Annotated in this window: 15 protein-coding genes and 1 pseudogene; 7 read left to right on the top strand and 9 right to left on the bottom strand. The window is 73.5% G+C overall.

The features are described 5' to 3' along the window. Position 1 precedes the first annotated feature (1 nt). From BLW84_RS21265 to BLW84_RS21225, 9 genes are all read right to left on the bottom strand, one after another. Complete coding sequence (locus tag BLW84_RS21265; RefSeq protein ID WP_093267792.1) at positions 2–4,303, bottom strand: cation-translocating P-type ATPase; 4,302 nt, start codon at positions 4,301–4,303, stop codon at positions 2–4. A 16-nt stretch (positions 4,304–4,319) separates the two neighbouring features. Then, positions 4,320–4,682: a hypothetical protein gene (locus BLW84_RS21260; RefSeq protein ID WP_245761285.1), complete on the bottom strand. Its 363-nt coding sequence runs from the start codon at positions 4,680–4,682 to the stop codon at positions 4,320–4,322. 64 nt (positions 4,683–4,746) lie between these two features. Next, positions 4,747–5,502: a sirohydrochlorin chelatase gene (locus BLW84_RS21255; protein WP_093267791.1), complete on the bottom strand. Its 756-nt coding sequence runs from the start codon at positions 5,500–5,502 to the stop codon at positions 4,747–4,749. Next, on the bottom strand, positions 5,481–6,623 hold the full coding sequence (locus BLW84_RS21250; protein ID WP_093267789.1) for a uroporphyrinogen-III synthase: 1,143 nt from the start codon (positions 6,621–6,623) through the stop codon (positions 5,481–5,483). The genes BLW84_RS21255 and BLW84_RS21250 overlap by 22 nt, the downstream gene beginning before the upstream one ends. After that, the gene (gene nirD, locus BLW84_RS21245) at positions 6,620–6,943 is read right to left on the bottom strand and encodes a nitrite reductase small subunit NirD (protein WP_093267788.1); all 324 of its coding nucleotides are present in this window, start codon (positions 6,941–6,943) and stop codon (positions 6,620–6,622) included. Before nirD ends, BLW84_RS21250 begins: the two co-directional genes overlap by 4 nt. Then, on the bottom strand, positions 6,940–9,453 hold the full coding sequence (gene nirB, locus BLW84_RS21240) for a nitrite reductase large subunit NirB (protein ID WP_093267786.1): 2,514 nt from the start codon (positions 9,451–9,453) through the stop codon (positions 6,940–6,942). Before nirB ends, nirD begins: the two co-directional genes overlap by 4 nt. Then, the gene (locus tag BLW84_RS21235) at positions 9,450–10,835 is read right to left on the bottom strand and encodes an FAD-dependent oxidoreductase (RefSeq protein WP_093267785.1); all 1,386 of its coding nucleotides are present in this window, start codon (positions 10,833–10,835) and stop codon (positions 9,450–9,452) included. Before BLW84_RS21235 ends, nirB begins: the two co-directional genes overlap by 4 nt. Further along, complete coding sequence (locus tag BLW84_RS21230) at positions 10,832–12,907, bottom strand: molybdopterin oxidoreductase family protein (protein WP_093267783.1); 2,076 nt, start codon at positions 12,905–12,907, stop codon at positions 10,832–10,834. The genes BLW84_RS21235 and BLW84_RS21230 overlap by 4 nt, the downstream gene beginning before the upstream one ends. After that, a complete protein-coding gene (locus BLW84_RS21225; RefSeq protein WP_093267782.1) occupies positions 12,900–14,294 on the bottom strand; it encodes a nitrate/nitrite transporter in 1,395 nt (464 codons plus the stop codon). Before BLW84_RS21225 ends, BLW84_RS21230 begins: the two co-directional genes overlap by 8 nt. Positions 14,295–14,469: 175 nt before the next feature. On the opposite strand from BLW84_RS21225, the gene BLW84_RS21220 reads away from it, so the two are divergent. The 7 genes and pseudogenes from BLW84_RS21220 to BLW84_RS21190 all read left to right on the top strand — a co-directional run bounded on the left by BLW84_RS21220 (position 14,470) and on the right by BLW84_RS21190 (position 21,527). Next, positions 14,470–15,309: an SIR2 family NAD-dependent protein deacylase gene (locus BLW84_RS21220; protein WP_177226609.1), complete on the top strand. Its 840-nt coding sequence runs from the start codon at positions 14,470–14,472 to the stop codon at positions 15,307–15,309. 163 nt (positions 15,310–15,472) lie between these two features. Further along, complete coding sequence (locus BLW84_RS21215) at positions 15,473–16,795, top strand: NlpC/P60 family protein (RefSeq protein WP_245761284.1); 1,323 nt, start codon at positions 15,473–15,475, stop codon at positions 16,793–16,795. Between the two features lie 58 nt (positions 16,796–16,853). Next, positions 16,854–17,816, top strand: a pseudogene (locus BLW84_RS21210) (serine hydrolase domain-containing protein); the annotation flags it as partial. A 36-nt stretch (positions 17,817–17,852) separates the two neighbouring features. After that, positions 17,853–18,572, top strand: coding sequence for a MerR family transcriptional regulator (locus tag BLW84_RS21205; protein ID WP_093267780.1), 720 nt, complete (start codon positions 17,853–17,855; stop codon positions 18,570–18,572). A 66-nt stretch (positions 18,573–18,638) separates the two neighbouring features. Then, complete coding sequence (gene mobA / locus BLW84_RS21200) at positions 18,639–19,208, top strand: molybdenum cofactor guanylyltransferase (RefSeq protein ID WP_093267779.1); 570 nt, start codon at positions 18,639–18,641, stop codon at positions 19,206–19,208. Positions 19,209–19,416: 208 nt separating this feature from the next. Continuing rightward, positions 19,417–20,559, top strand: coding sequence for an AAA family ATPase (locus BLW84_RS21195; RefSeq protein ID WP_093267777.1), 1,143 nt, complete (start codon positions 19,417–19,419; stop codon positions 20,557–20,559). Positions 20,560–20,573: 14 nt separating this feature from the next. After that, entirely contained in the window at positions 20,574–21,527 is a 954-nt protein-coding gene (locus BLW84_RS21190; RefSeq protein ID WP_093267776.1) for a DUF58 domain-containing protein, read from the top strand.

Genomic DNA, 21,527 nt, shown 5'->3' with positions numbered 1-21,527 from the left:
GTCAGACGCTGTTCGGCGACCACTTCTGCCACAGCAGCACCGCCAGCGTCGCCGCGACCGAGGTGCCGAGCGCGATGAGCCAGTGGTGCGGCAGGAGCGGGCTGCTGCCGAAGAACTGGCTGACACCGGGGACCTGCACCAGCCCGACGAGGACCAGCGCCGACCCCACGCCGGCGACGAGGACCAGCGGCGTGCGGCCGCGGACCGCGAGCGTCTGCGCCAGCTGCGCGGCGACCAGCGCGACCAGACCGGTGGTGCGGGCCTGGGCCGCGGTGGACAGCGGCCTGGCCAGCATCCAGGCGAGCCCGGCAGCTCCGGCGGTGGCGGCCGCGCGGGCGGAGACGTCGCGCGCCAGCGCCGAGCCGAGCGAGGCCTCCGGGCCTTCCGCGAGCAGCTTCTCCGGGGTGGCGTGCGGTGGCGGGCGCACCGCGATCGCGATCGCCGGCATGATGTCGGTGAGCAGGTTGACCACCAGCAGTTGCCGGGCGTTGAGCGAGGCGCCGGCGCTGACCAGGCCGGTGCCCAGCGCGTAGCCGATCTCGCCGAGGTTGCCGCCGAGCAGGATCGACAGCGCGTCGCGCACCGAGGTCCACATCGCGCGCCCCTCCACGATGCCGTCCGTCAGCGTCTCGATGCGGTCGTCGGAGACGACGAGGTCGGCCGCCTGCCGGGCCGCCGGGGTGGCGCGGGACCCGAACGCGATGCCCACCTGTGCCAGGTTGATCGCCGGGACGTCGTTCGCGCCGTCGCCGGTCATCGCCACGACCCGGCCGCCGGCCCGCAGCCGGCGCACGATGCGCGCCTTCTGCGCCGGGCTGACCCTGGCGAACACGGAGACCTTCGGCAGCTCGCCCGCGAGCTGCTCGTCGTCGAGCTGATCGAGCTCCGCGCCGGTGAGCACCCGCTTGTCGCCGAGCATGCCGAGTTCGACCGCGATGGCCTCGGCGGTGCTGGGGTGATCTCCGGTGATCATGATCACGTCCACGCCTGCTCCGCCCAGCTGCGCGACCGCGTCGGCGGCGGTCGGGTGCACCGGATCGGCCAGGCCCAGCAGCCCGACGAACTCGAGTCCGTCCACATCGGACTCGGTGAGATCGGTGCCCGCCGGGACGGCGCGCTCGGCCACGGCCAGCAACCGGTAGCCGCGCAGCGCCAGGCGCTCGATCTCCGCTTCCACGTCGGCGCGGGCCTCGGCGTCGAACGCCCCGCGATCTCGCCAGCCGGTGCACCGGTCGAGCACGACCTCGGGCGCCCCCTTCACCGACATCAGGTCGCGGGTTCGCACCGCGTGGAAGCCGCGCGAGGGCTCGAACGGCAACTCGGCCAGCACAGCGCCATCCGCCGCGACGCCCGCCGCGCGGGCGCCGTCGAGCACCGCCCGGTCGGTGAGGTGCGGCAGCGGGTGCTGGTCGTGCGGGCGGGGCGTGGCCCGCACGCCCGCGGCCACGATCTCCCGGTGTCCGTCGTCGAGGTCCTCAGTGGACTGGCCGGTGCGGCCGTCGGACACCTGGCGCAGCGTGATCCGCCCCTGGGTGAGGGTGCCGGTCTTGTCGAAGCACAGCGCGTCGACGCGGCCCAAGGCCTCGATCGTCGCCGGACTGCGCACCAGGACGCCGCGCTTGGACAGGCGGCGCGCCGAGGCGAGCTCGGCGAGGGTGGCGACGAACGGCAATCCCTCCGGGACCGCCGCCACCGCCAGGCCGACCGAGCGCGCGACGGTCTGGCCCAGCGGGATGCCGCGCACCAGATCGGCGAGGAACAGCACGACGCCGGCGCCCACCGAGATCGGCAGCACCCGCTTGGTCAGCTCGCCGAGCCTGGCCTCGACGCCGCCGTCGTGCTCCGCCGTGGTGCCCTGCGCGGTGCGCCCGAGCTCGGTGGACGTGCCGACGGCCACGACGATCCCGGTGCCGGCGCCGCTGGCGATGGCCGTGCCCTGGTAGAGCATGCACGCGCGGTCGGCGACCGCGGGCGCGGTCGTGGCCTCGATTTCCTTGGCGACCAACTGGGATTCGCCGGTGAGGCTGGACTCGTCGACCTCCAGGGCCTCGACCGCCAGCAACCGGCAGTCCGCAGGCACCCCGTCGCCGGCCCGCAGCTCGATCACGTCGCCGGGCACCAACTGGTCGGCGGGCACCAGCTGCGCGACCCCGTCGCGCCGCCGCCGCGCGGGCATCTGGCCGGCTTCGAGCAGCCGCGTCAGCTCGCGGTCGGTCGCGACCCGCTGAACGCCGTCGACCAGCGCGCTCGCCAGCAGCACGCCGCCGATCAGCGCGGCGTCGATGATCGATCCCAGGCCCGCCGAGATGACCGCGCCCGCCCCGAGCACCGGGGTGATCGGGGTGATCAGGCCTTCCACGGTGGCTCCGGCCACGGTCGGCGGGACCCGGTCGCCGTCGTGCGGCCGGTGCCGGGAATCGGCGATCGACTCGCTGAGCCCCCGTTCGGAACTGGACAACGCGGACAGCACCGCGGGCGGCGGCATCGCGTGCCACGGGGTGCGTTCCTGCGGGACCGGGGGAGCGCGGTTCGCCGCGGACATCCCGGCCCAGGTGCCGGTGACGTAGGCGGCCAGCGTCGCGGCGTGCACCGGCATCGAGGCCCGGGCGGGCGCGCCGAGCGCCGGGCCGAACGCCGCGAACAGCGCCGCGATGCACGATCCGGCCACTGACAGCACCGCGGCGTGCCGGCTGGCGCGGCGAGCGCTTTCGGTCGCGGCCAGCAGCATGTGGGCCACATCTGCCCTCGGGCACAGCACATCGGCGCCCCACAGCTGGGTGACCATTGTGGACAGTCCGATGCCGACGTCCGCGGCGGCCAGCGCGGAGTGCGCGCGGTCGGACACGACGGCCACGACGGCACCGTCGGTCTGCAGCCGCCGCACCGAGCGGGCCAGGTTGTTGCCGCCGGCGACGAGCCGATCCAGCGGCAACCGCTGGTCCAGCCGGCTGCCGATCCCGGCCACCACCGCCGATCCGTTGGCGCGCGCGGCTTCCACCAGCGCCTCGGCCAGCGGATCGAGTTCGTCGGAGACGCTCACCAGGGCGACCATCGTGGCGCCCCGGTTCAGCGCCAGAACCGTTGCGCCGCGCGAGGATTCGGCCTCGACGACGTCACGTGCGGCATCTGGGACGTCGTCCGGGAGCGGCGCGGTCGACCACTCGCCGCGAACCCGCTCGGTCAGCGGGTCCCGGGGATCGACGAGTTCGCCGGCGCGGGCGAACAGCTCCGCGGCATCGGCTTCGGGATCCAGCGGGATCACGGCGTCCAGGACCCGGCGACCGGTGAGCAGGACCGGCGCGTCGAACACGACGGTGTCGACCCGGTCCAGCCGGCGCAAAGCGTCGGGTTCCAGCACGAGCCCGCCGCGCGCCGAGATCGCGGTGGTCAGGTGGGTGGCGAAGGCCTCGCGACCGGCCTTCGAGGGACGCGGCACACCGGCCAGCAGCGCCGCGAGGGCGCGCTGCGGGTTGCGCGACCCGGCGAGGACGATGCCGTACCCGGCCAGCGCCATGCCGCCGGAGACGCCCGCGACCCGCTCCACCGGCCCGTCCGGGATCGGGAGCGGGCGGGCGGTGACCTCCACCGGATCGCAGCGGTGCGAGACCTGCTCCCAACGCTCCCAGGCCAGGTTCCGCGCGATCGCCTCGCGGGACGCGCAGAACCTCCCGCACATGTCGGTGAGCACGCCCAGCGGGCGGCGAGCCAGGCCGTGCGTGATGGCGCCGCCCAGCGCCAGCGTGGTGTCGACCGGGGCGCGGCCGAGCTTGCGCTCCAAGCCTCCGCGCATCCACGGCACCGAGTCCACCAGCGACACCACGGCCGGAACCAGCGGGGAAACGGCCCGCACCGGCAGCAACGCGCCGACCGCGGAGTAGCCGAGCCCGGCCACGCCCGCGAGCAGGGCGCCCACGTCGCGGAGCACGGCTTCGGCGTTTCCCGGGTGCGCCGCGCTGCGCGGCGACATCGGCTCGTCGTCCAAGCCGTGCTCAACCTCGGTTTCCGCGATCATGCGGGCGAGCGCCGCGATGTTCACGATCTCCGGATCGTGCGTGACCACGACCCGGCCCAGCACGCCGTTCACCTCGGCGTCGCGCACTCCGTCGACTTCGCGCAACCGCTGCTCGACGTCGCGCGCCGCAGCCTCGGTGCCGGGCTTGTGCACCCCGCGCATCTCGAGGTGGCTGCGGTTGCGGCCGACCCACACCCGCCGATCGGCCGGTGCGGCGGCCACCGCGCGGGCCGCGCGTGCCACCGGTGCGACGACCTCGGCGGCCTTCGACAGGAGCCAACCCAGCGGCATCGGAGATCCTTCGCGATCAGGCCTCGCTGATCTCCTTGTGCACGCTGCGCTGGATGAGCGCGTTGCCGATGCCGATCGCCGCGGCCACCGGCCATTCGATCAGGCTGAACGCGGCCGCCGCGGTGAGCCCGCCGTAGAACAGCGCCTGTTCGCGGGATGGCAGCTGACCACGCACGGTGTCGACGGCGGACGCAAGTTCCTTGCGGCCGGGCAGCCCGGGCAGGTGGACCTTGGTGGTGTGGAGCTCCGCGGTGACGTAGGGCAGGGTGATATCCGTGCCGCCTTGCGCCCGGCCGGCCCTGGTCGGGGGCTGCTTGCGAGTGCGGTGCGAGGTGCCCGAGCTCGTCGACGAGGTGCTCGAACTTGTCGTGGTGGCCATCGTTGGGACACCCCCTCCTCCGGAGCCGTCGCCGTTCAGGCCGCGCCGGACGTCAGATCGCCTTTTAAGCCGGTCGATCCCGTTGAAGTACCCCGATCCGCGCGGACGAATCCCGGTGTGGGGAGTTCGGGCGGAGGAAAACGCGATCGTGCACCGCCGACCGGTAGCGGCGGGCGATCAGTTCGATCACGCCAGGGTGGGTGCCGATCGGCTCGGCTACGCCGGCCACCGGCAGCTCCGCGAGCCGCCGGTGGAACGACCCCGGGGCCAGCAGGTATGGCGCGACGAAGTCGGCCGGACCGCACACGTCGGCGATCGCGGGCGAGGCGGTGGCGACGTAGCTCGGCGTGAGCCACCGGCCGACGCGGCGGCCGAGCAGTCGCGCCGCGGCGCGCACGTCGGCCAGCGCCCGCTCGTCCGATGAACCGGCTGCCGCGAACGCGACCCGGTCGCCGGGCCGCCACCCGGCGGAGACCAGCCGCCGCAGCATCGCCTCGACGATCTCCGGCGCCGGGCCCAGCGGGGCGCAGACCGCCACGTCCTCGCGCCCGGTCGCGGCGATCTGCGCGGGCAGATCGGTGCGCACGTGGTAGCCGGCCGCGAGGAAGGCGGGCAGCGCGACCACCGGCCCGTCGCCGGCCGCCCGCAGGGCATCCGCGACGGTGGGGCCGATGACGTCCACGTACGCGACGTGCACCGGCACCCGCAGGCGGGCGGCTGCGGCTTCGGCGAGGCGTTCGACCACCCGCGGCCCGGCGGGATCGCGGGTGCCGTGGGCGACCAGCAGCAGCGGGGGAGTCAGGGTTGCGGATCGGCGCATCGCGATGCGTTCCCCATCGGTTCCAGCGGAAGTCGGTATCCGCGCTTGATCACGGTCTGCACGAGCTCCGGCGCCCCCAGCGCGGCCCGCAGCCGCGCGACGGCCTGCTCCACGGCGTGCTCGTCCGCCGGGTTCCCGGCGCCGTTCAGTGCCTCGGCCAGGCTGCGCCGCGACACCACCCGGCCGGGCCGTTCGGCGAGCGCGCGCAGCAGCGTTTTCCCCTGCGGTGAAAGCGGTTTCACGACGCCGTCGACGACGGCGGCGTGCCCGCGCACCTGCAGTTGCCTGCCGCCGACCGGCAGCGTCGGCGCCCGGCCCGGCAGCGCGACGCACAGCGAACGAACCAGCGCGCCGATGCGGAACCGCTGCGGGATCACCGCGGGAACGCCGTGATCCGCCAGCGGGGCGTGCGTCACCGGCCCGACGCAGGCGACCAGCACCGGTCCGCGCAGGGCGGCGAGCAGCTCGTCCTGGCAGCGCCGCTCGGCGGCCAGCGACAGCAGGCTCGCCGCCGCCGGCGCGCTGGTGAACGTCACCGCGTCGACCTCCCGCGCGCACACCGCGGCCAGCAGGTTGTCCAGCGCGGTGATGTCGGCGGGCGCGGTCCAGCGGTACACCGGGACCTCGATGACCTCCGCGCCCGCGCAGCTCAGCGCCTCGACGAAGTCGGGCAACGGCTGGCCGTGCAGCTGCACCACCACCCGGACCCCGTCCAGCGGCTGGTCGAGCAGGTGTTCCAGCAGTTCCGCCGACGATTCCGAGGCGGGCGACCACGGGTCGGGCAGCCCGGCGGCACGGACCGCCCCGCGCGCCTTCGGCCCGCGAGCCAGCAGCTGCGCCGGGCGCAGCGCGTCGAGCAGCTCGGTGCCGATGCCCCAGCCGTCGGCCGCCTCGATCCAGCCGCGGAACCCGATGCCGGTGGTCGCCACGACCACGTCCGGCGGGTCGGCGACGCAGTCCCGGCTCGCGCGGCGCAGCTCCGCGTCGTCGGCCAGCGGCAGGATCCGCAGCGCGGGGCCGTGCAGGACCCGCGCGCCGCGGCGCTCCAGCAGGGAACCGAGTTCTTCGGCCCGTCGTGCCGCGGTCACCGCGACGGTGTAACCAGCGAGTTCGTCGGTCAAGGGACGGCGACCTCCACCACGTCGGCCCGGCGCCGCACCGGGTAGACCGGCAGCCGCGCGCCCGGGTCGTCCAGGCACCGCCCGGTCCGCAACGAGAAGACCTGCTTGAGCATCGGCGAGGCGACCGTGGGTTCGCCGTCGCGATCGCCGACGATGCCGCGGCACATCACGCCGGCCCCGCAAAACGGGTCCACGTTGCCGACGGCGAACAGCTCGTCGTCGCGGGTGCGGAACAGCGCGACCGCGTGGTCGCTGATCAGCGCGGGCAGCCCGAACTCGGGCGGCAGCAGGTCGAGTTCGCAGATCTGTTGCCAGTTCACGTGAGCACCTCCTGGTTCGGGACGGCGGGCATCGGGAGCGCGATCGGGCCGGGCCGGATCTGGCCGCGCTCCTGGACGAAGCGGATCGTCGGATCCGGCGCGTCGGGGGCGTTGACGAAGGACACGAAGCGGGCGAGCTTGCCGGGATCGGCCAGCACCCCGGCCCACTCGTCGGCGTAGTTCTCGACGTGGCGGTGCATCGCGGCTTCGAGCTCCTCGGCGATGCCCAGGGAGTCCTCGACCACCACGTCCCGCAGGTGTTCGAGGCCGCCGTCGAGCGCCTCCAGCCACGCCGAAGTGCGCTGCAGCCGGTCGGCGGTGCGCACGTAGAACATCAGGAACCGGTCGATGGTCCTGATCAGCCGCTCGTCGTCGAGGTCGGCGGCAAGCAGGTCGGCGTGCCGGGGGGTGAAGCCGCCGTTGCCGCCGACGTAGAGGTTCCAGCCCTTGTCGGTGGCGATCACGCCGAAGTCCTTGCCGCGCGCCTCGGCGCATTCGCGGGCGCAGCCGGAGACGCCGGCCTTGATCTTGTGCGGCGCCCGCAGGCCGCGGTACCGCAGCTCCAGCCGGATGGCCATGCTCACCGAGTCCTGCACGCCGTAGCGGCACCAGTCGTTGCCGACGCAGGACTTCACGGTGCGCAGGGCCTTGCCGTAGGCGTGACCGGATTCGAACCCGGCGTCCACCAGCCGCCGCCAGATCAGCGGCAGCTGCTCCACCCTGGCGCCGAACAGGTCGATGCGCTGCCCGCCGGTGATCTTGGTGTAGAGGCCGAAGTCCCTGGCGACCTCGCCGAGCACGATCAGCTTCTCCGGCGTGATCTCGCCGCCGGGCACCCGGGGCACCACCGAGTAGGTGCCGTTGCGCTGCATGTTGGCCAGGAACCGGTCGTTGGTGTCCTGCAGCCCGGCCTGCTCGCCGTCGAGGATGTGGCCGTGGCCGAGGCTGGCCAGGATGGAGGCGACGGCGGGCTTGCAGATGTCGCAGCCGCGACCGCTGCCGTGCCTGCCGATCAGATCGGAGAACGAGCCGATCCCGGTGGCCCGGACGATCTCGAACAGTTCCGCGCGGGATTGCGGGAAGTGCTCGCACAGCGCCTTGGAGGCGGTCACGCCGCACTCGGCGAGCAGGTTCTTCAGCATCGGCACGCACGAGCCGCAGCTGGTACCGGCCTTGGTGCAGGTCTTGATCCCGGGCACGTCGGTGAGCCCCTGCCCGGTGATCGCCGACGTGATGTCCTCTTTGGACACGTTGTTGCAGGAGCAGACCGTCGCGTCGGCGGGCAGCGCGCCCGCGTCGACGCCGGAACCCGCGGGCAGCAGCAGCTGTTCCGGCGGGGCGGGCAGTTCGCGGTCGATCAGCGGCCGCAGCACCGAGTAGGCGGTCGCGTCGCCGACGAGCACGCCGCCGAGCAGGATCCGCGCGTCATCGCTGAGCACGAGCTTGGCATAGGTGCCCGCGGCGTTGTTGGCGTAGACGACCTCCAGCGCGCCGTCGGCCTGGGCGTGGGCGTCGCCGAAGCTGGCGACGTCGACGCCGAGCAGCTTGAGCTTGGTGGACAGGTCCGCGCCGGGGAAGGTCCCCTCGCCGCGGGCGAGCAGCTGATCCGCGACGCCCTCGGCCATGCTGTAGCCGGGCGCCACCAGGCCGTAGCAGCGGCCTTCCACCGCGGCGCATTCGCCGATGGCCCAGATGTTCTCGTCGCTGGTGCGGCAGCTCGCATCGACCAGGAACCCGCCGCGCTCTGCGCGCGCCAGCCCGGCGAGCTCCGCGAGCTCGTCGCGCGGCCGGACACCGGCGGAGAACACCACGACCTCGGTGTCGATCACGGTTTCGTCGGCCAGCGTGACGCCGCGGACGCGCCCGTCGCCGTCGATGGACTTCGTCGCGGCGCCGCAGTGCACCGTCAGGCCGAGATCGCCGACCAACCGGCCGAGCACCTGGCCGCCGCCCTCGTCGACCTGCAGCGGCATCAGCCGCGGCGCCATCTCGACGACGTGCGCGCGCATGCCCAGCAGCCGCAGCGCGTTCGCGGCCTCCAGGCCGAGCAGGCCGCCGCCGATGACGACGCCCGGCTCGCCCTCGGTGGCGGCGGCGCGGATCGCGTCGAGGTCCTCGATGGTGCGGTAGACGAAGCAGCCGTCGAGGTCGTGGCCGGGCACCGGCGGCACGAACGGCCGCGAGCCGGTGGCCAGCACCAGCGCGTCGTAGCGCAGCCGCGAACCGTCCGATGTGGACACAACGCGGGCTGCCCGGTCGATGCCTGTCGCGCCGGTGCCCAGCCGCAGGTCGACCATCGGGTCGCCGAGCAGCTCGTGGCGGACCAGGCTCAGGTCCTCGGCGCTCTTGCCGTCCAAGTAGGACGACAGCGCCACCCGGTCGTAGGCGGGCCGGGATTCCTCGCCGAGGACGACGATCCGCCAGGTGCCGTCCGCGTCGCGCTCCCGGAGCGCTTCGACGAGCCGGTGGCCGACCATGCCGTGGCCGACGACGACGAGCGTGCGGGTCATGCTGCGCCCTCCTCCTGGTGTTCGGTGCGGTCGGCCAGCGCGCCGCAGAGGCGGCCGACGTCGTCGACGCAGCCTCCGCAGCCGGTGGTCGCCCGCGTTGCCCTGGCCAGCTCGGGGACCGAGCGGGCGCCGCCCCGCCAGGCGGCGGTCAGGGCCTTCTTGGTCACGTTGTTGCAGCGGCAGATCACCGCGTCGTCGGGCAGCTCGGCGGGCGCGCCCGGCACGGCGGCCGGCGTGCCCAGCAGCAGCGCGAGGCGGTCGGTGGGCACCGGCAGGTCGCGGTCGTGCAGCTGGCTGACCGCCGCGATCGCCTCCGGGAAGCCGAAAAGCACCGCGCCGGCGATCCGTTCCTCGCGCAGCGCGAGCTTCGCGTAGCGGCCGCGGGCCGGGTCCGACAGCGTCACCACCTCGGCGTCCGTGCTCTCGAGGCAGTCGACCGAGCCGATCGAGGCGAGGTCGATGCCGCGCGCCTTGAGCCGGGTGACGGTGCGGGTCCCGCGGTAGCGGGTGTCGCCGCCGGCGAGCAGCTCCGCCAGCGCGTCGGCCTGCTCCCAGGCCGAGGCGATCAGGCCGGACGCCTCGCCTTCGTGCTCGGCGCAGTCGCCGATGGCGTGGATGCGCGCATCGCTGGTGCGCAGCCGGTCGTCGACGACGATCCCGCGCCGCACCGGCAATCCGGCCCGCACCGCCAGCCTGGTCTCCGCGGTGACTCCGGTGCACGCCACGACGAGGCCGGCCGGCACGACGTCGCTGCTGTCCAGGACGAGCTGCCCGCGCCGGTAGGCGACCGCCCGGCGGCCGAGCCGGAGCTCGACGCCGAGCTTGCCCAGCCGCTCGGCGAGCAGGCGCCCGCCGACGTCGTCGAGCTGCCGGTCCATCAGGTGCGGATTCGGGTGCACCAGCGTCACCTCGTGCCCGCGCGCCAGCAGCGCCCGCGCCGCCTCGACGCCGAGGATCCCGCCGCCGAGCACCGCGACCGGTCCCGCGGCGGAGCCGATCCGCGCGCAGTCGGCGAGCGTGCGCAGCGCCTGGAGGCGTTCGCCGCACAGCCCGGGGATCTCGGGCAACCGGGGCCGGGAGCCGGTGGCCAGCACGAGCACGTCGTACGGGTGCTCGTCGCCGGTGTCGGTGCGCACCACCCGTCGGCTGCGGTCGATCTCGGTGGCGGTGACCCGCAGATGCACCTCGGCGTCCACGATGGGCAGTGCCAGGGTGGCGGGCGTCAGCGTCCGGTCCAGGACTGCGCCGAGCAGAACCCTGTTGTAGGCGGGGTGTTCCTCGCGGCCCAGCACCGTGATCCGGCCCGCGTGGCCGTGTGAGCGCAGCCGCTCGACCAGCCGGTGCGCGGCGGGCCCGTTGCCGACGACGACGATGCGGTTCATCGGGCGGCCACCTCCTCGGCGGGCTCGATCCGCACGGCGCTGACCTTGAACTCCGGCATCCGGCTTCGCGGGTCCAGCGCGTCGCCGGTGAGCAGGTTCGCGCGCCCGGGGCCGGGGAAGTGGAACGGCAGGAACACGGTGTCGGTGCGCATCGTGGCGACGATCCGCACGCGCGCCAGCGCGCTGCCGCGCGGCGACGTGACCCGGGCGAGGGCGCCCTCGGCGAGGCCGGCGCGGTCGGCGGTGTCCGGGTGGATCTCCACGAACGCCTCGGCGGACGCCTCGTTGAGCTCGGCCACCCGCCGTGTCTGCGCCCCGGACTGGTACTGCGCCAGCACCCGGCCGGTGGTCGCGGTCAGCGGGAACGCCTCCTCCGGCGTCTCGGCCGGAGCGCGGTGCTCCACGGCCTCGAACCGGGCCAGGCCGTCCGGATGCGCGAAGCCGTCGAGGAAGAGCCGCGGCGTGCCGGGATGTTGCGAGTCGGGACAGGGCCAGTGCAGGGCCTCGCCGGAATCGAGGCGGTCGTAGGTGATGCCGCTGTAGTCGGCCTTGCCACCGGCCGACGCGCGGCGCAGCTCGTCGAAGACCTCCCGGGGCGAAGTGGGGTAGCGGTGGCCGGGCTCGCCGAGCCGGACCGCCAGGCCGTGCAGCACTTCGAGATCGCTGCGGGCGTGGCCGGGCGGCACCTGCAACCGGCGGCGCCGCAGCACGCGGCCTTCGAGGTTGGTCATGGTGCCCTCCTCCTCGGCCCACTGCGTCACCGGCAGCACCACGTCGGCCAGCTCCGCGGTCTCCGAGGGCACGAAGTCGGCCACCACCAGCAGGTCCAAAGCGGACAGCCGCTCGACGACGTGACCGGCGTTGGGCGCCGAAACCGCCGGGTTGGAGCCGAAGACCAGCAGTGCCCGGGGGCCGTCGGCGCGGCCCGCCGCGTCGAGCAGCTCGTAGGCGCTGCGGCCCGGACCGGGCAGCACCTCGGGCGGCACGCCCCAGACCCCGGCCACGTGCGCCCGCGCGGCGGGATCGGTGATCATCCGGTACCCGGGCAGCTGGTCGGCCTTCTGACCGTGCTCGCGCCCGCCCTGACCGTTGCCCTGACCGGTGAGGCAGCCGTAGCCGCGACCAGGTCGTCCCGGCAGGCCGAGCGCGAGGGCGAGGTTGATGAACCCGGACACGGTGTCCACGCCCTTGCTGTGCTGCTCGGCCCCGCGACCGGTGAGCACGTAAGCGCTTCTGGCCTCGGCGAGCATCCGCACCGCCTGCCGCTGCGCCGTCACCGGAACCCCGGTGACCCGCTCGACGCGCTCCGGCCACCAGGTCGTCGCCCGCTGCCAAGCCGCGTCGAAACCCGTTGTCCGGGAGCGGATGTAGGCGGTGTCGGACCAGCCGTCGACGACGGCGATGTGCAACAGCCCGAGCACCAGCGCCAGGTCGGTGCCCGGGGCGGGCCGCAGGTGCAGCGCGGCGCGCTCGGCGGTCGCCGTGCGCCGGGGATCGATGGCCACGAGCTGCGCGGCGCTCAGGTGCTGTATCAGCGGCGGCATGGTCTCGGCCGGGTTCGCCCCGGCCAGCAGCACCACGTCCGCGCCGCCGAGGTCGGTGACCGGGAACGGCAGCCCCCGGTCGACGCCGAAGGCGGCGTTGCCGGCGGCCGCGGCCGAGGACATGCAGAACCGGCCGTTGTAGTCGATCTGGCTGGTGCCCAGCGCCAGCCGCGCGAACTTGCCGAGCAGGTAGGCCTTCTCGTTGGTCAGCCCACCGCCGCCGAACACCCCGACCGCGTCCGGGCCGTGCTCGCGCCGGACCCGGTCGATGCCGGCGGCGACGGTGCCCAGCGCGGTGTCCCAGTCGACCGCCACGAGCTCGCCGCCGCGGCGCACCAGCGGGTTCCGCAGCCGGTCCGGGACGTCCAGCAGGGCAGGCGCGGTCCAGCCCTTCTGGCACAACCCGCCCCGATTCACCGGGAAGTCCGTCGGCCGCACCGACACGCCGCGCCGCTCCCGCGTCAGCCGGGTGCCGCACTGCAGGGCGCAATAGGGGCAGTGGGTGGCAACGGTCCGGATGTCAGGCACGACCGACCTCGGCTTTCGACGGCTCCTGCGCCGGCCGCGACGTGGGCGTGCTCTTGAGCGCCCCGCGCAGGTACACGACCCAGGTGACGAGCCCGCAAACCACGTAGTAGCCGAGGAACGTCGTCAGGGCGGCGTCGCCGCTGGCGGCCGCACCGCCGTAGGAAGCCCGGAAGGCGAGGTTGATGCCCACGCCGCCGAGCGCGCCGATGGCACCGGCGATGCCGATCACCGCGCCGGACATCCGCCGGGCCCAGGCGAAAGCCGCGATGGCCTCGCCGCCATCGGTCACGTCGTCCTCGGCCTCCTTGGCGAAGATCGCGGGGATCATCTTGTACGTCGAGCCGTTGCCGATGCCGGTCAGCACGAACAGCGCGATGAACGCCGCGAGGTAGAGCGCGAAGGAGCCCTGCGACGACGCGAACAGCAGGACTCCGGTGCCCGCCGTCATGCCGGCGAAGGCCCCGAGGGTGACCCGGGCCCCGCCCAGCCGGTCGGACAGCCAGCCGCCGAACGGCCGGGACACCGAGCCCATCAGCGGGCCGAGGAAGGTCCAGCTCGCGGCCTGCAGCGGGGTGAAGCCGAACTCGGTCTGCAGCACCAGGCCGAAGGCGAAGCTGTAGCCGATGAACGAGCCGAACGTTCCGATGTAGAGGAACGAGACCCACCACGTGTGCTTGTTCGCGGCGGCCTCGCGCAATGCGCCGGGGCGGGCCCGCACCGCGTCCACGTTGTCCATGAACAGCGCCGCGCACAGGGCGGCCACCACGATCAGCGGCAGGTAGATCGCCGCGACGTAGGACGGGTGAGCGTTGCCTGCGGTGGCGATCACCAGCAGGCCGACGACCTGGATCGCCGCCACGCCGAGGTTGCCGCCGCCCGCGTTGAGCCCCAGCGCCCAGCCCTGGTGGCGCTGCGGGTAGAAGGTCGTGATGTTCGTCATCGACGAGGCGAAGTTGCCGCCGCCGACCCCGGCCGCGGCGCCGATCAGCATGAACGTCCACAGTGGCGTGCCCGGCTGCTGCACGAAGTGGAACGCCAGCGCGGTCGGCACCAGCAGCACGGCGGAGCTGAAGACCGTCCAGTTGCGGCCGCCGAAGCGGGTGACCGCGGCGGCGTAGGGCAGCCGCAGCACGGCCCCCACCAGGTTTGGGGTGATCACCAGCAGGAACTTCTCGGCCGCGGTGAACGGCAGTCCGATGTCCGGCGACATGAACAGCACCAGCACCGACCAGATGCTCCAGACGGAGAAGCCGATGTGCTCCGAGAGGATCGAGAAGATCAGGTTCCGCCGCGCCACGTGCTTGCCGGTCGATTCCCAGAACCGCTCGTCCTCGGGGTCCCAGCCCTCGATCCAGCGGCCGCCGCCGGCCTTGGCTCTCGCGGTCAACTCGGCTCCTCTCGTCGGATTGCTCCGAAGGTAGGAACCGGGTGTTTCGCGCGAGGGCGTCGATCGTTACCACGGTGCAAACCGGCCTTCACAAGCGCAGGTCCAGGCGGTGTGAGCAGCGGAACGGTCCCCGAGCACGCCTCGGCCGGTCGGTCCATGGCACCGTGGAGTCGTGATGCAGCGAGGCACGGCCGACGGCACGGGTGACGGCGCGGACTGGCAGCGCGCCCGCGAACTGTTCGGCCGCGCGCGCCGGATCACCGCCCTCACCGGCGCCGGGGTGTCGACGGCCTCCGGGATCCCGGACTTCCGCGGACCCAACGGCGTGTGGACCAAGAACCCCGCCGCCCAGCGGCTCACCGACATCGACACCTATCTCGCCGATCCGCAGGTCCGCGAGGAGGCCTGGCGCAGCCGCGCCGAGCACTCGGCCTGGCACGCCGAGCCCAACGCCGCCCACCGCGCGTTCGTGGACCTCGACCGCTCCGGGCGGCTGGGCGCGCTGCTGACGCAGAACATCGACGAGCTGCACCAGCGCGCCGGCCTGGACCGCGACCGGGTCCTGGAGCTGCACGGCACGATCTACCGGACGGTGTGCCTGGACTGCGGCGCGACGGGCCCGATGAGCGCCGCGCTGGAACGGGTGGCGGCCGGCGAGCCGGACCCGCCGTGCCGTTCCTGCGGTGGCATCCTCAAGTCGGCGACCGTCTCCTTCGGACAGTCGCTGGATCCCGACGTCCTGCGCAGCGCCCAGCGCGCGACGCTGAACTGCGACCTGTTCGTCGCGGCCGGCACCTCGCTGACGGTGTACCCGGCGGCGGGCTTCGTGGAGCTGGCCGTCAAGGCGGGCGCGGCGCTGGTCATCTGCAACGCCGAGCCGACCCCGTACGACGACGTGGCGTCGGCGGTGCTGCGCGAACCGCTGGTCGAGGTGCTGCCGGAGCTGGTCGCGGCGCCGCTGGTCGACTCGCCGAATCCGCTGCGCACCTGGGGCGACCCCAGCACCTGGGGCTGAACATCCCTCCATCGATGGGACACGTGTGGCTGATGTTGCACGTGTCGTGATCGTGCCGAGTGGTGCAATCGGGACAGGAGTGGCAAAGTTCGTGGCTGTCGTGTGACTCCATTCGGCTCATTGGCTGACCGCCAATCGGGCGCATCAGCTGGAGGTGGCGGTCGTGTCGCGAACCCGAGGAGCGCTCCACGCGCGGAGCATTGCCACGATCACGCTGCTGGCGGCAGTCGGCCTGGCGGCGTCCGGCAGTGCCCTCGCGGTGCCACCCCCGCCGCCCAACCCCAGCGACGCTGAGATGAACGCGGGCCGCGAGACGGCGCAGACCACGGCGAACCAGGTGGGGGAGCTGGCCAACCGGCTCGCCGATGCGGAGTCGCAGCTGGTTGGCCTGCAGGCCCAGGTCGAGCTCAAGATGGAGGACGCGAACAAGGCGCGGGTCGACCTCGGCCGCGCCGAACGCGCCTACGACGACGCCCGCCGCGCCGCCGAGACGGCGGGAGCCGAGGCCGACGCCGCGGCCGGGCAGATCGAGGAACAGCGCAAGCGGCTCGACCAGTTCGCGGCCAGCAGCTACCGGCAGGGCAGCACGATCGGCTCGGCCACGGCCTTCATCGGTTCGAAGACCCCGCAGGACGTGCTCGACCGGGCGGTCTTCCTGGACGCGATCAGCGAATCCCAGCTCGACGTCATGGACGACCTGGAACGGGCCCGGATCGAGAAGGTCAACAAGGACTCGCTGACCAGGGCGGCCCTGCAGGACGCGGACGAGAAGCGCCTCGCCGCCGATCAGGCGCACAGCGCCGCGGAAGCCGCGGAGCAGGCGGCCATCACGGCGCAGGCGACGCAGGCGGAGCAGGCGCGCCGGCTGGAGTCCGACAAGGCAGGCGTGGAAGCGCAGCTCGCCGAGGCGCGCTCCCACGTGGCGGGCCTGGAAGCGCAGCGCGGCCGGTACGAGAGCTGGCAAGCTGCGAAGCAGCGCGAGGAGGAGGCCGCCGCGGCCGCGCAGGCCACGTCGAGCACCGTGGTCACCGCGCCGTCGTCGGGTGCGGGGACGCGGCCCAGCGGGCGGTCGGTCGAGGCGGTCATCGGGCGGGCGCTGTCCCAGCTGGGTGTGCAGTACGCGTGGGGCGGCGGGACTTCGCGCGGCCCGACGCGGGGCATCCGGGACGGGGGAGTCGCGGACTCCTACGGCGACTACGCCAAGGTCGGGTTCGACTGCTCGGGCCTGATGATCTACGCCTTCGCCGGGGCCGGCGTCAGCCTCGACCACTACAGCGGCTACCAGTACCAGTCCGGCCGCCGGGTGCCGGTGTCGCAGATGCAGCGCGGCGACATGCTGTTCTGGCAGGACGGCGGCCGGATCCACCACGTGGCGCTCTACCTCGGCAACGGAAAGATGGTGGAGGCGCCGTACTCGGGCTCGCGGGTCCGGGTCACCGCCGTCCGCTACGGCGGCATCGCCCCGTACGCGGTCCGCATGCTCTGAGGCGCCTGGGGTCGACCGGTCACCGGGAAGACCGTGCGGCCGCGGCGAATCCGGCGAGCAGCTCAGCTACTCCAACGGCGGCATGATCGTCGCGGGCCGCCTGCTGGAAGTGGTGACCGGCACACCGTTCGGGGACCTGCTCGAGCGCGAGGTCAACGCGCCCGTCGGCATGAGCGACTCCAGCACGTCGGCCGAACGCGCCATCCTGCGCAGCACGGCCATCGGCCACTTCCTGGACCCCGAGACCATGGCGGCCAAGCCCACCGGCATGTTCACGTTGCCGGACACCTGGGCGCCGGCCGGTGGCACGCCGATCGGCACCGTCGCCGACCTGCTCGCCTTCGGCCGCACCCACCTCGCGGGCGGCGTCGCCCCGTCCGGCGCTCGCGTCCTGTCGGCCGAGTCGACAGAGCTGATGCAGCAGGTCGCCCACGACATGGGAACCCCGAACACCCCGCCGATGGGCCTGGGATGGGTGCGGTACCCGTTCGGCGACACGACCGTTCTCGCCATGTCGGGCGCGTCGCCCGGCGGGGTGGCCATTCTGTGCGTCGTGCCCGAGCACGACCTGGTCTTCGCCGCTTTCGGCAACAACCCGGGGGCGATCCTGCTGCAGGACCAGATCCTGCAGGGCCTCCTCGGCGAGCACCTCGGCGTGCCGGTCCCGACCCTGATCACCGAGGTGGAGCAGGACGTCGACCTCACCCCGTACGCGGGCACCTACCGCTCCAACCAGCTCCGCATCGACGTCCGCGTCGTCGACGGCGAGCTCGAGGAAACGACGACCTACGAGCCGGCCGACGAATCGCAGGAGCGGATCTTCACCGAGTTCGCCGGCGGCGCGACCTCCGCCCCGCCGCAGCGCTACGTGCCGATCCGGCCCGGCCTGTTCGCACCCGCCGGATACCCGCTGGAGGCGTTCGACGGATACCTGCGGCTGCTGCTCGTCTCCTACCACGACGTCCGCGACGGCCGGGCGCGCTTCCGCAACGGCGGCGGCCGCCTGACCCGCCGGGCCTGACCTCCAGATCGATCGACAGGTGAGAGGATCTCGGACATGCTCACGATCGGCCGGCTCGCGGACTACGCCGGGGTGACCACCAAGACCATCCGGCACTACCACGAGCGCGGTCTGCTCGCCGAGCCCGACCGGGATTCGTCCGGCTACCGGCGCTACACCGCCAAAGACGCACTCGACCTGGTCAAGATCAGGACCCTGGCCGATGCGGGTGTGCCGCTGGCCCGCATCAAGGACCTGCTCGACGCCGATCCGGACGCGCTCGCGGCGGCGATCGCCGAGATCGACGACAACCTCGAAGACCGCATCGCGCAGCTGCGGCGGGCACGCGAACAACTCGCCCAGCTGCGCGGCGGCGACCGGCTGTTCGTCTCCCCGGAAGTCGCCGACTACCTCGACGAGTTGCGCGAGATCGGGGTCAGCGAGCGCCAGGCGAACCTGGAACGCGACGGCTGGATCCTCATGCACACGGCCTCGCCCGAGGACATGGCCGTCTGGCTCGCCGAGAAGCGCGAGCTCATCGCCGATCCCGGGTTCCGCGCCCTCTACCTCGAACACGACGCCGCCTACGACTGGTCGCCGGACGATCCCCGCCTGCCCGATCTCGCGGACCGCACCCGGAACTGGTTCGCCGACCACCACAGCCGCTCCGAGACCCGCCCCGTCCACAACGCGGCGATCGCGAGGCTGGCCGCGCAAACCCAGCCCGGGGCCTCGTCCCCGGCTTGGGACCGCCTCGCCCAGCTCGTGGCGGGCTAGCCCCGAGAGCCGGAACCCGCGGTCCGGTTGGCCGCGGGTTCCGGTCGGCTGGGAGCATTGCGCGGCGTGGCGGTGGAATTCGCGGCACTCGTGCTGGCTGGCGGTCGGGCGCGTCGGCTCGGCGGCGTGGACAAGGTCTTGCTGCCGGTCGGTGGCCGGTCGTTGCTGGATCGCACCCTCGACGCCGTGGCGGCGGCGGATCCGGTGATCGTGGTCGGCCCGCAACGGGAGACGGCCAGGGCGGTCGAGTGGACCTTGGAGGAGCCGCCTGGCGGCGGCCCGTTGGCGGGCGTGCACGCCGGGCTGCGGAAGTTGCCGGCGTCGGCGCGGCTGGTCGCGGTGCTCGCCGGAGATCATCCACACCTGGAGCCGGTGACGATCTCGCGTCTGCTGGAAGCGCTGCTCGCCGATCCCGGAGCTCCTGGCGCGGTGCTGGCCGACGACGCGGGCGAACCGCAGTGGCTGGTGGGGGTGTGGCGGACCGCCGCGCTCCGGGAGGCGATGCCGGGGGAGGCGCGCAACGGCTCGATCCGCTCCGCCTTCGCGCCGTTGGCGCCGCTGCTGATTCCCGCATCCGGGGCGGAAGCCTCCGATGTGGACACCCCGGAGGATCTCCGCCGGGCCCGCGAAACCTGAAGAACCGAGCGGCTCACCCCGGGAAGCAACACATGCTTGTTGTGTCTATAGCTTCAGTGAAGAGTGAAATCAGCCGCTTAACAGCGGTCACACCGCGCGTGCGGTTGGGTGTGCGTGGGGCATTGCCCCCGCGCGAGCCTGCGATCGGCGCGTGTCAGGATCTTGATCGGCCACGAACGGCCGCATCGACGACAGGAGGCTGGGAGAAGTGACCGAGGCCGGCAACGGTGAGAGCGGGGGCGCCGGAGCCGCGGCGGCGCGCCCGGCGGACCAGGTGAGCACCCCGGCGCGGGACGCGCAGCTGCTGGAGCGCACCGTCTTCGAGGTCAAGCGGGTGATCGTCGGCCAGGACCGGCTCGTGGAGCGGGTGCTGACCGGGCTGCTGGCCAAGGGCCACATCCTGCTCGAAGGCGTGCCCGGCGTCGCCAAGACGCTCGCCGTGGAGACCTTCGCGCGGGTCGTGGGCGGCTCGTTCTCCCGCCTGCAGTTCACCCCCGACCTGGTGCCCGCCGACATCCTCGGCACCCGGATCTACCGGCAGGGCAGCGAGCGCTTCGACGTCGAGCTGGGCCCGGTGCTGGCGAACTTCGTGCTCGCCGACGAGATCAACCGCGCGCCCGCGAAGGTCCAGTCGGCGCTGCTGGAGGTCATGGCCGAGCGGCACGTCTCCATCGGCGGCCAGAGCTTCCCGATGCCGGCCCCGTTCCTCGTGCTGGCCACCCAGAACCCGATCGAGAACGAGGGCGTCTACCCGCTGCCGGAGGCGCAGCGGGACCGCTTCCTGTTCAAGCTGCCCGTCGAGTACCCCTCGGCGGAGGAGGAGCGGGAGATCATCTACCGGATGGGTGTGGCGGCGCCGGAACCCAACCCGGTGCTCAACCCCGACGAGCTGATCCGCCTGCAGAACGTGGCCGCCGGCGTGTTCGTGCACCACGCGCTGGTCGACTACGTCGTGCGGCTGGTCGTGACCACCCGGCTGCCCAACGAGCACGGCCTCTCCGACATCGCCGGCTGGGTGTCCTACGGCGCATCGCCGCGCGCCAGCCTCGGCATCATCGCCGCCTCGCGGGCGCTGGCCCTGGTCCGCGGCCGGGACTACGTGCTGCCGCAGGACGTGGTGGACGTGGTGCCGGACGTGCTGCGGCACCGCCTGGTGCTGTCCTACGACGCGCTGGCCGACGGGATCCCGGTCGAGCACATCGTCAGCCGGGTCCTGCAGACCGTGCCGCTGCCGCAGGTGTCGGCGCGGCCGCAGGCAGGTCCGCCCGCGCCGGTGGGCCCGGCTGGCCCGGTCGGCCCGGTCGGCTACGCGCAGCAGCAGCCGCACCTCGGGCCGAACCCGCACCAGTGAGGAGCGACGCAGCGGTGTCGGCGACATCCCATTCCGACCGCGACGGCCGCCCGCCGTGGGCGCCGCCCGCCCTGGACACGGGCCGGCTGGAGGTCTCGCTGCGGACGCTGGAGCTGAGCGTGCGCGGCCGCCTCGACGGCCTGTTGCAGGGCAACCACCTGGGGCTGGTGCCAGGCCCGGGGTCCGAGCCCGGCGAGGCCCGGGCCTACCAGCCCGGCGACGACGTGCGGCGGATGGACTGGGCGGTCACCGCCCGCACCGCCGAGCCGCACATCCGGCAGACGGTGGCCGACCGCGAGCTGGAGACCTGGGTGGCGATGGACCTCTCGCCGAGCCTGGACTTCGGCTCGGCGGCCAGCGACAAGCGGGAGCTGGCCGTCGCGGCGCTGGCCGCGGTGATGTTCCTGACCAGCGGCGGCGGCAACCGGATCGGTGCGGTGGTGGACAACGGCACCGGCCAGGTCCGGCTGCCGGCGCGCGGCGGCGCCGCGTACGCGCGGGCATTGCTGAAGAAGGTGGCCGAGACGCCGCGCGCGGCGGAAGGCACCCGCGGTGATCTCGCGAAGCTGCTGGAGTCGCTGCGCCGGCCGCCTCGGCGGCGCGGGCTCGCGGTGGTGATCTCGGACTTCCTGGGCCCGACGGACTGGCAACGCGCGCTGCGCGGTCTGGGGGCCCGCCATTCACTGCTGGCGATCGAGGTGCTGGATCCGCGCGATCTGGAACTGCCCGATGTCGGCACCGTGCTGCTGTCGGACCCGGAAACGGGGAAGCGGCGCGAAGTGCACACCACCCCGGTGCTGCGCAAGGAATTCGCCGCCGCGGCGGCGGCGCACCGCGATGAGGTCGCCGCCGTGCTGCGGCGCGCCGGGTGCGCGCACCTGGCGCTGCGCACGGATTCGGACTGGATCGCCGACGTGGTGCGATTCGTCGTTGCGCGCAAGCGGGGTTGGTCCGGAGGAGCTGCTTGA

The sequence above is a fragment of the Saccharopolyspora shandongensis genome (genome assembly GCF_900106995.1).
GTDB classification, from domain to species: domain Bacteria; phylum Actinomycetota; class Actinomycetes; order Mycobacteriales; family Pseudonocardiaceae; genus Saccharopolyspora; species Saccharopolyspora shandongensis.
The sequence above is the reverse complement of the archived record's forward strand: the minus strand, read 5'-3'. Positions and strand labels throughout refer to the sequence as shown.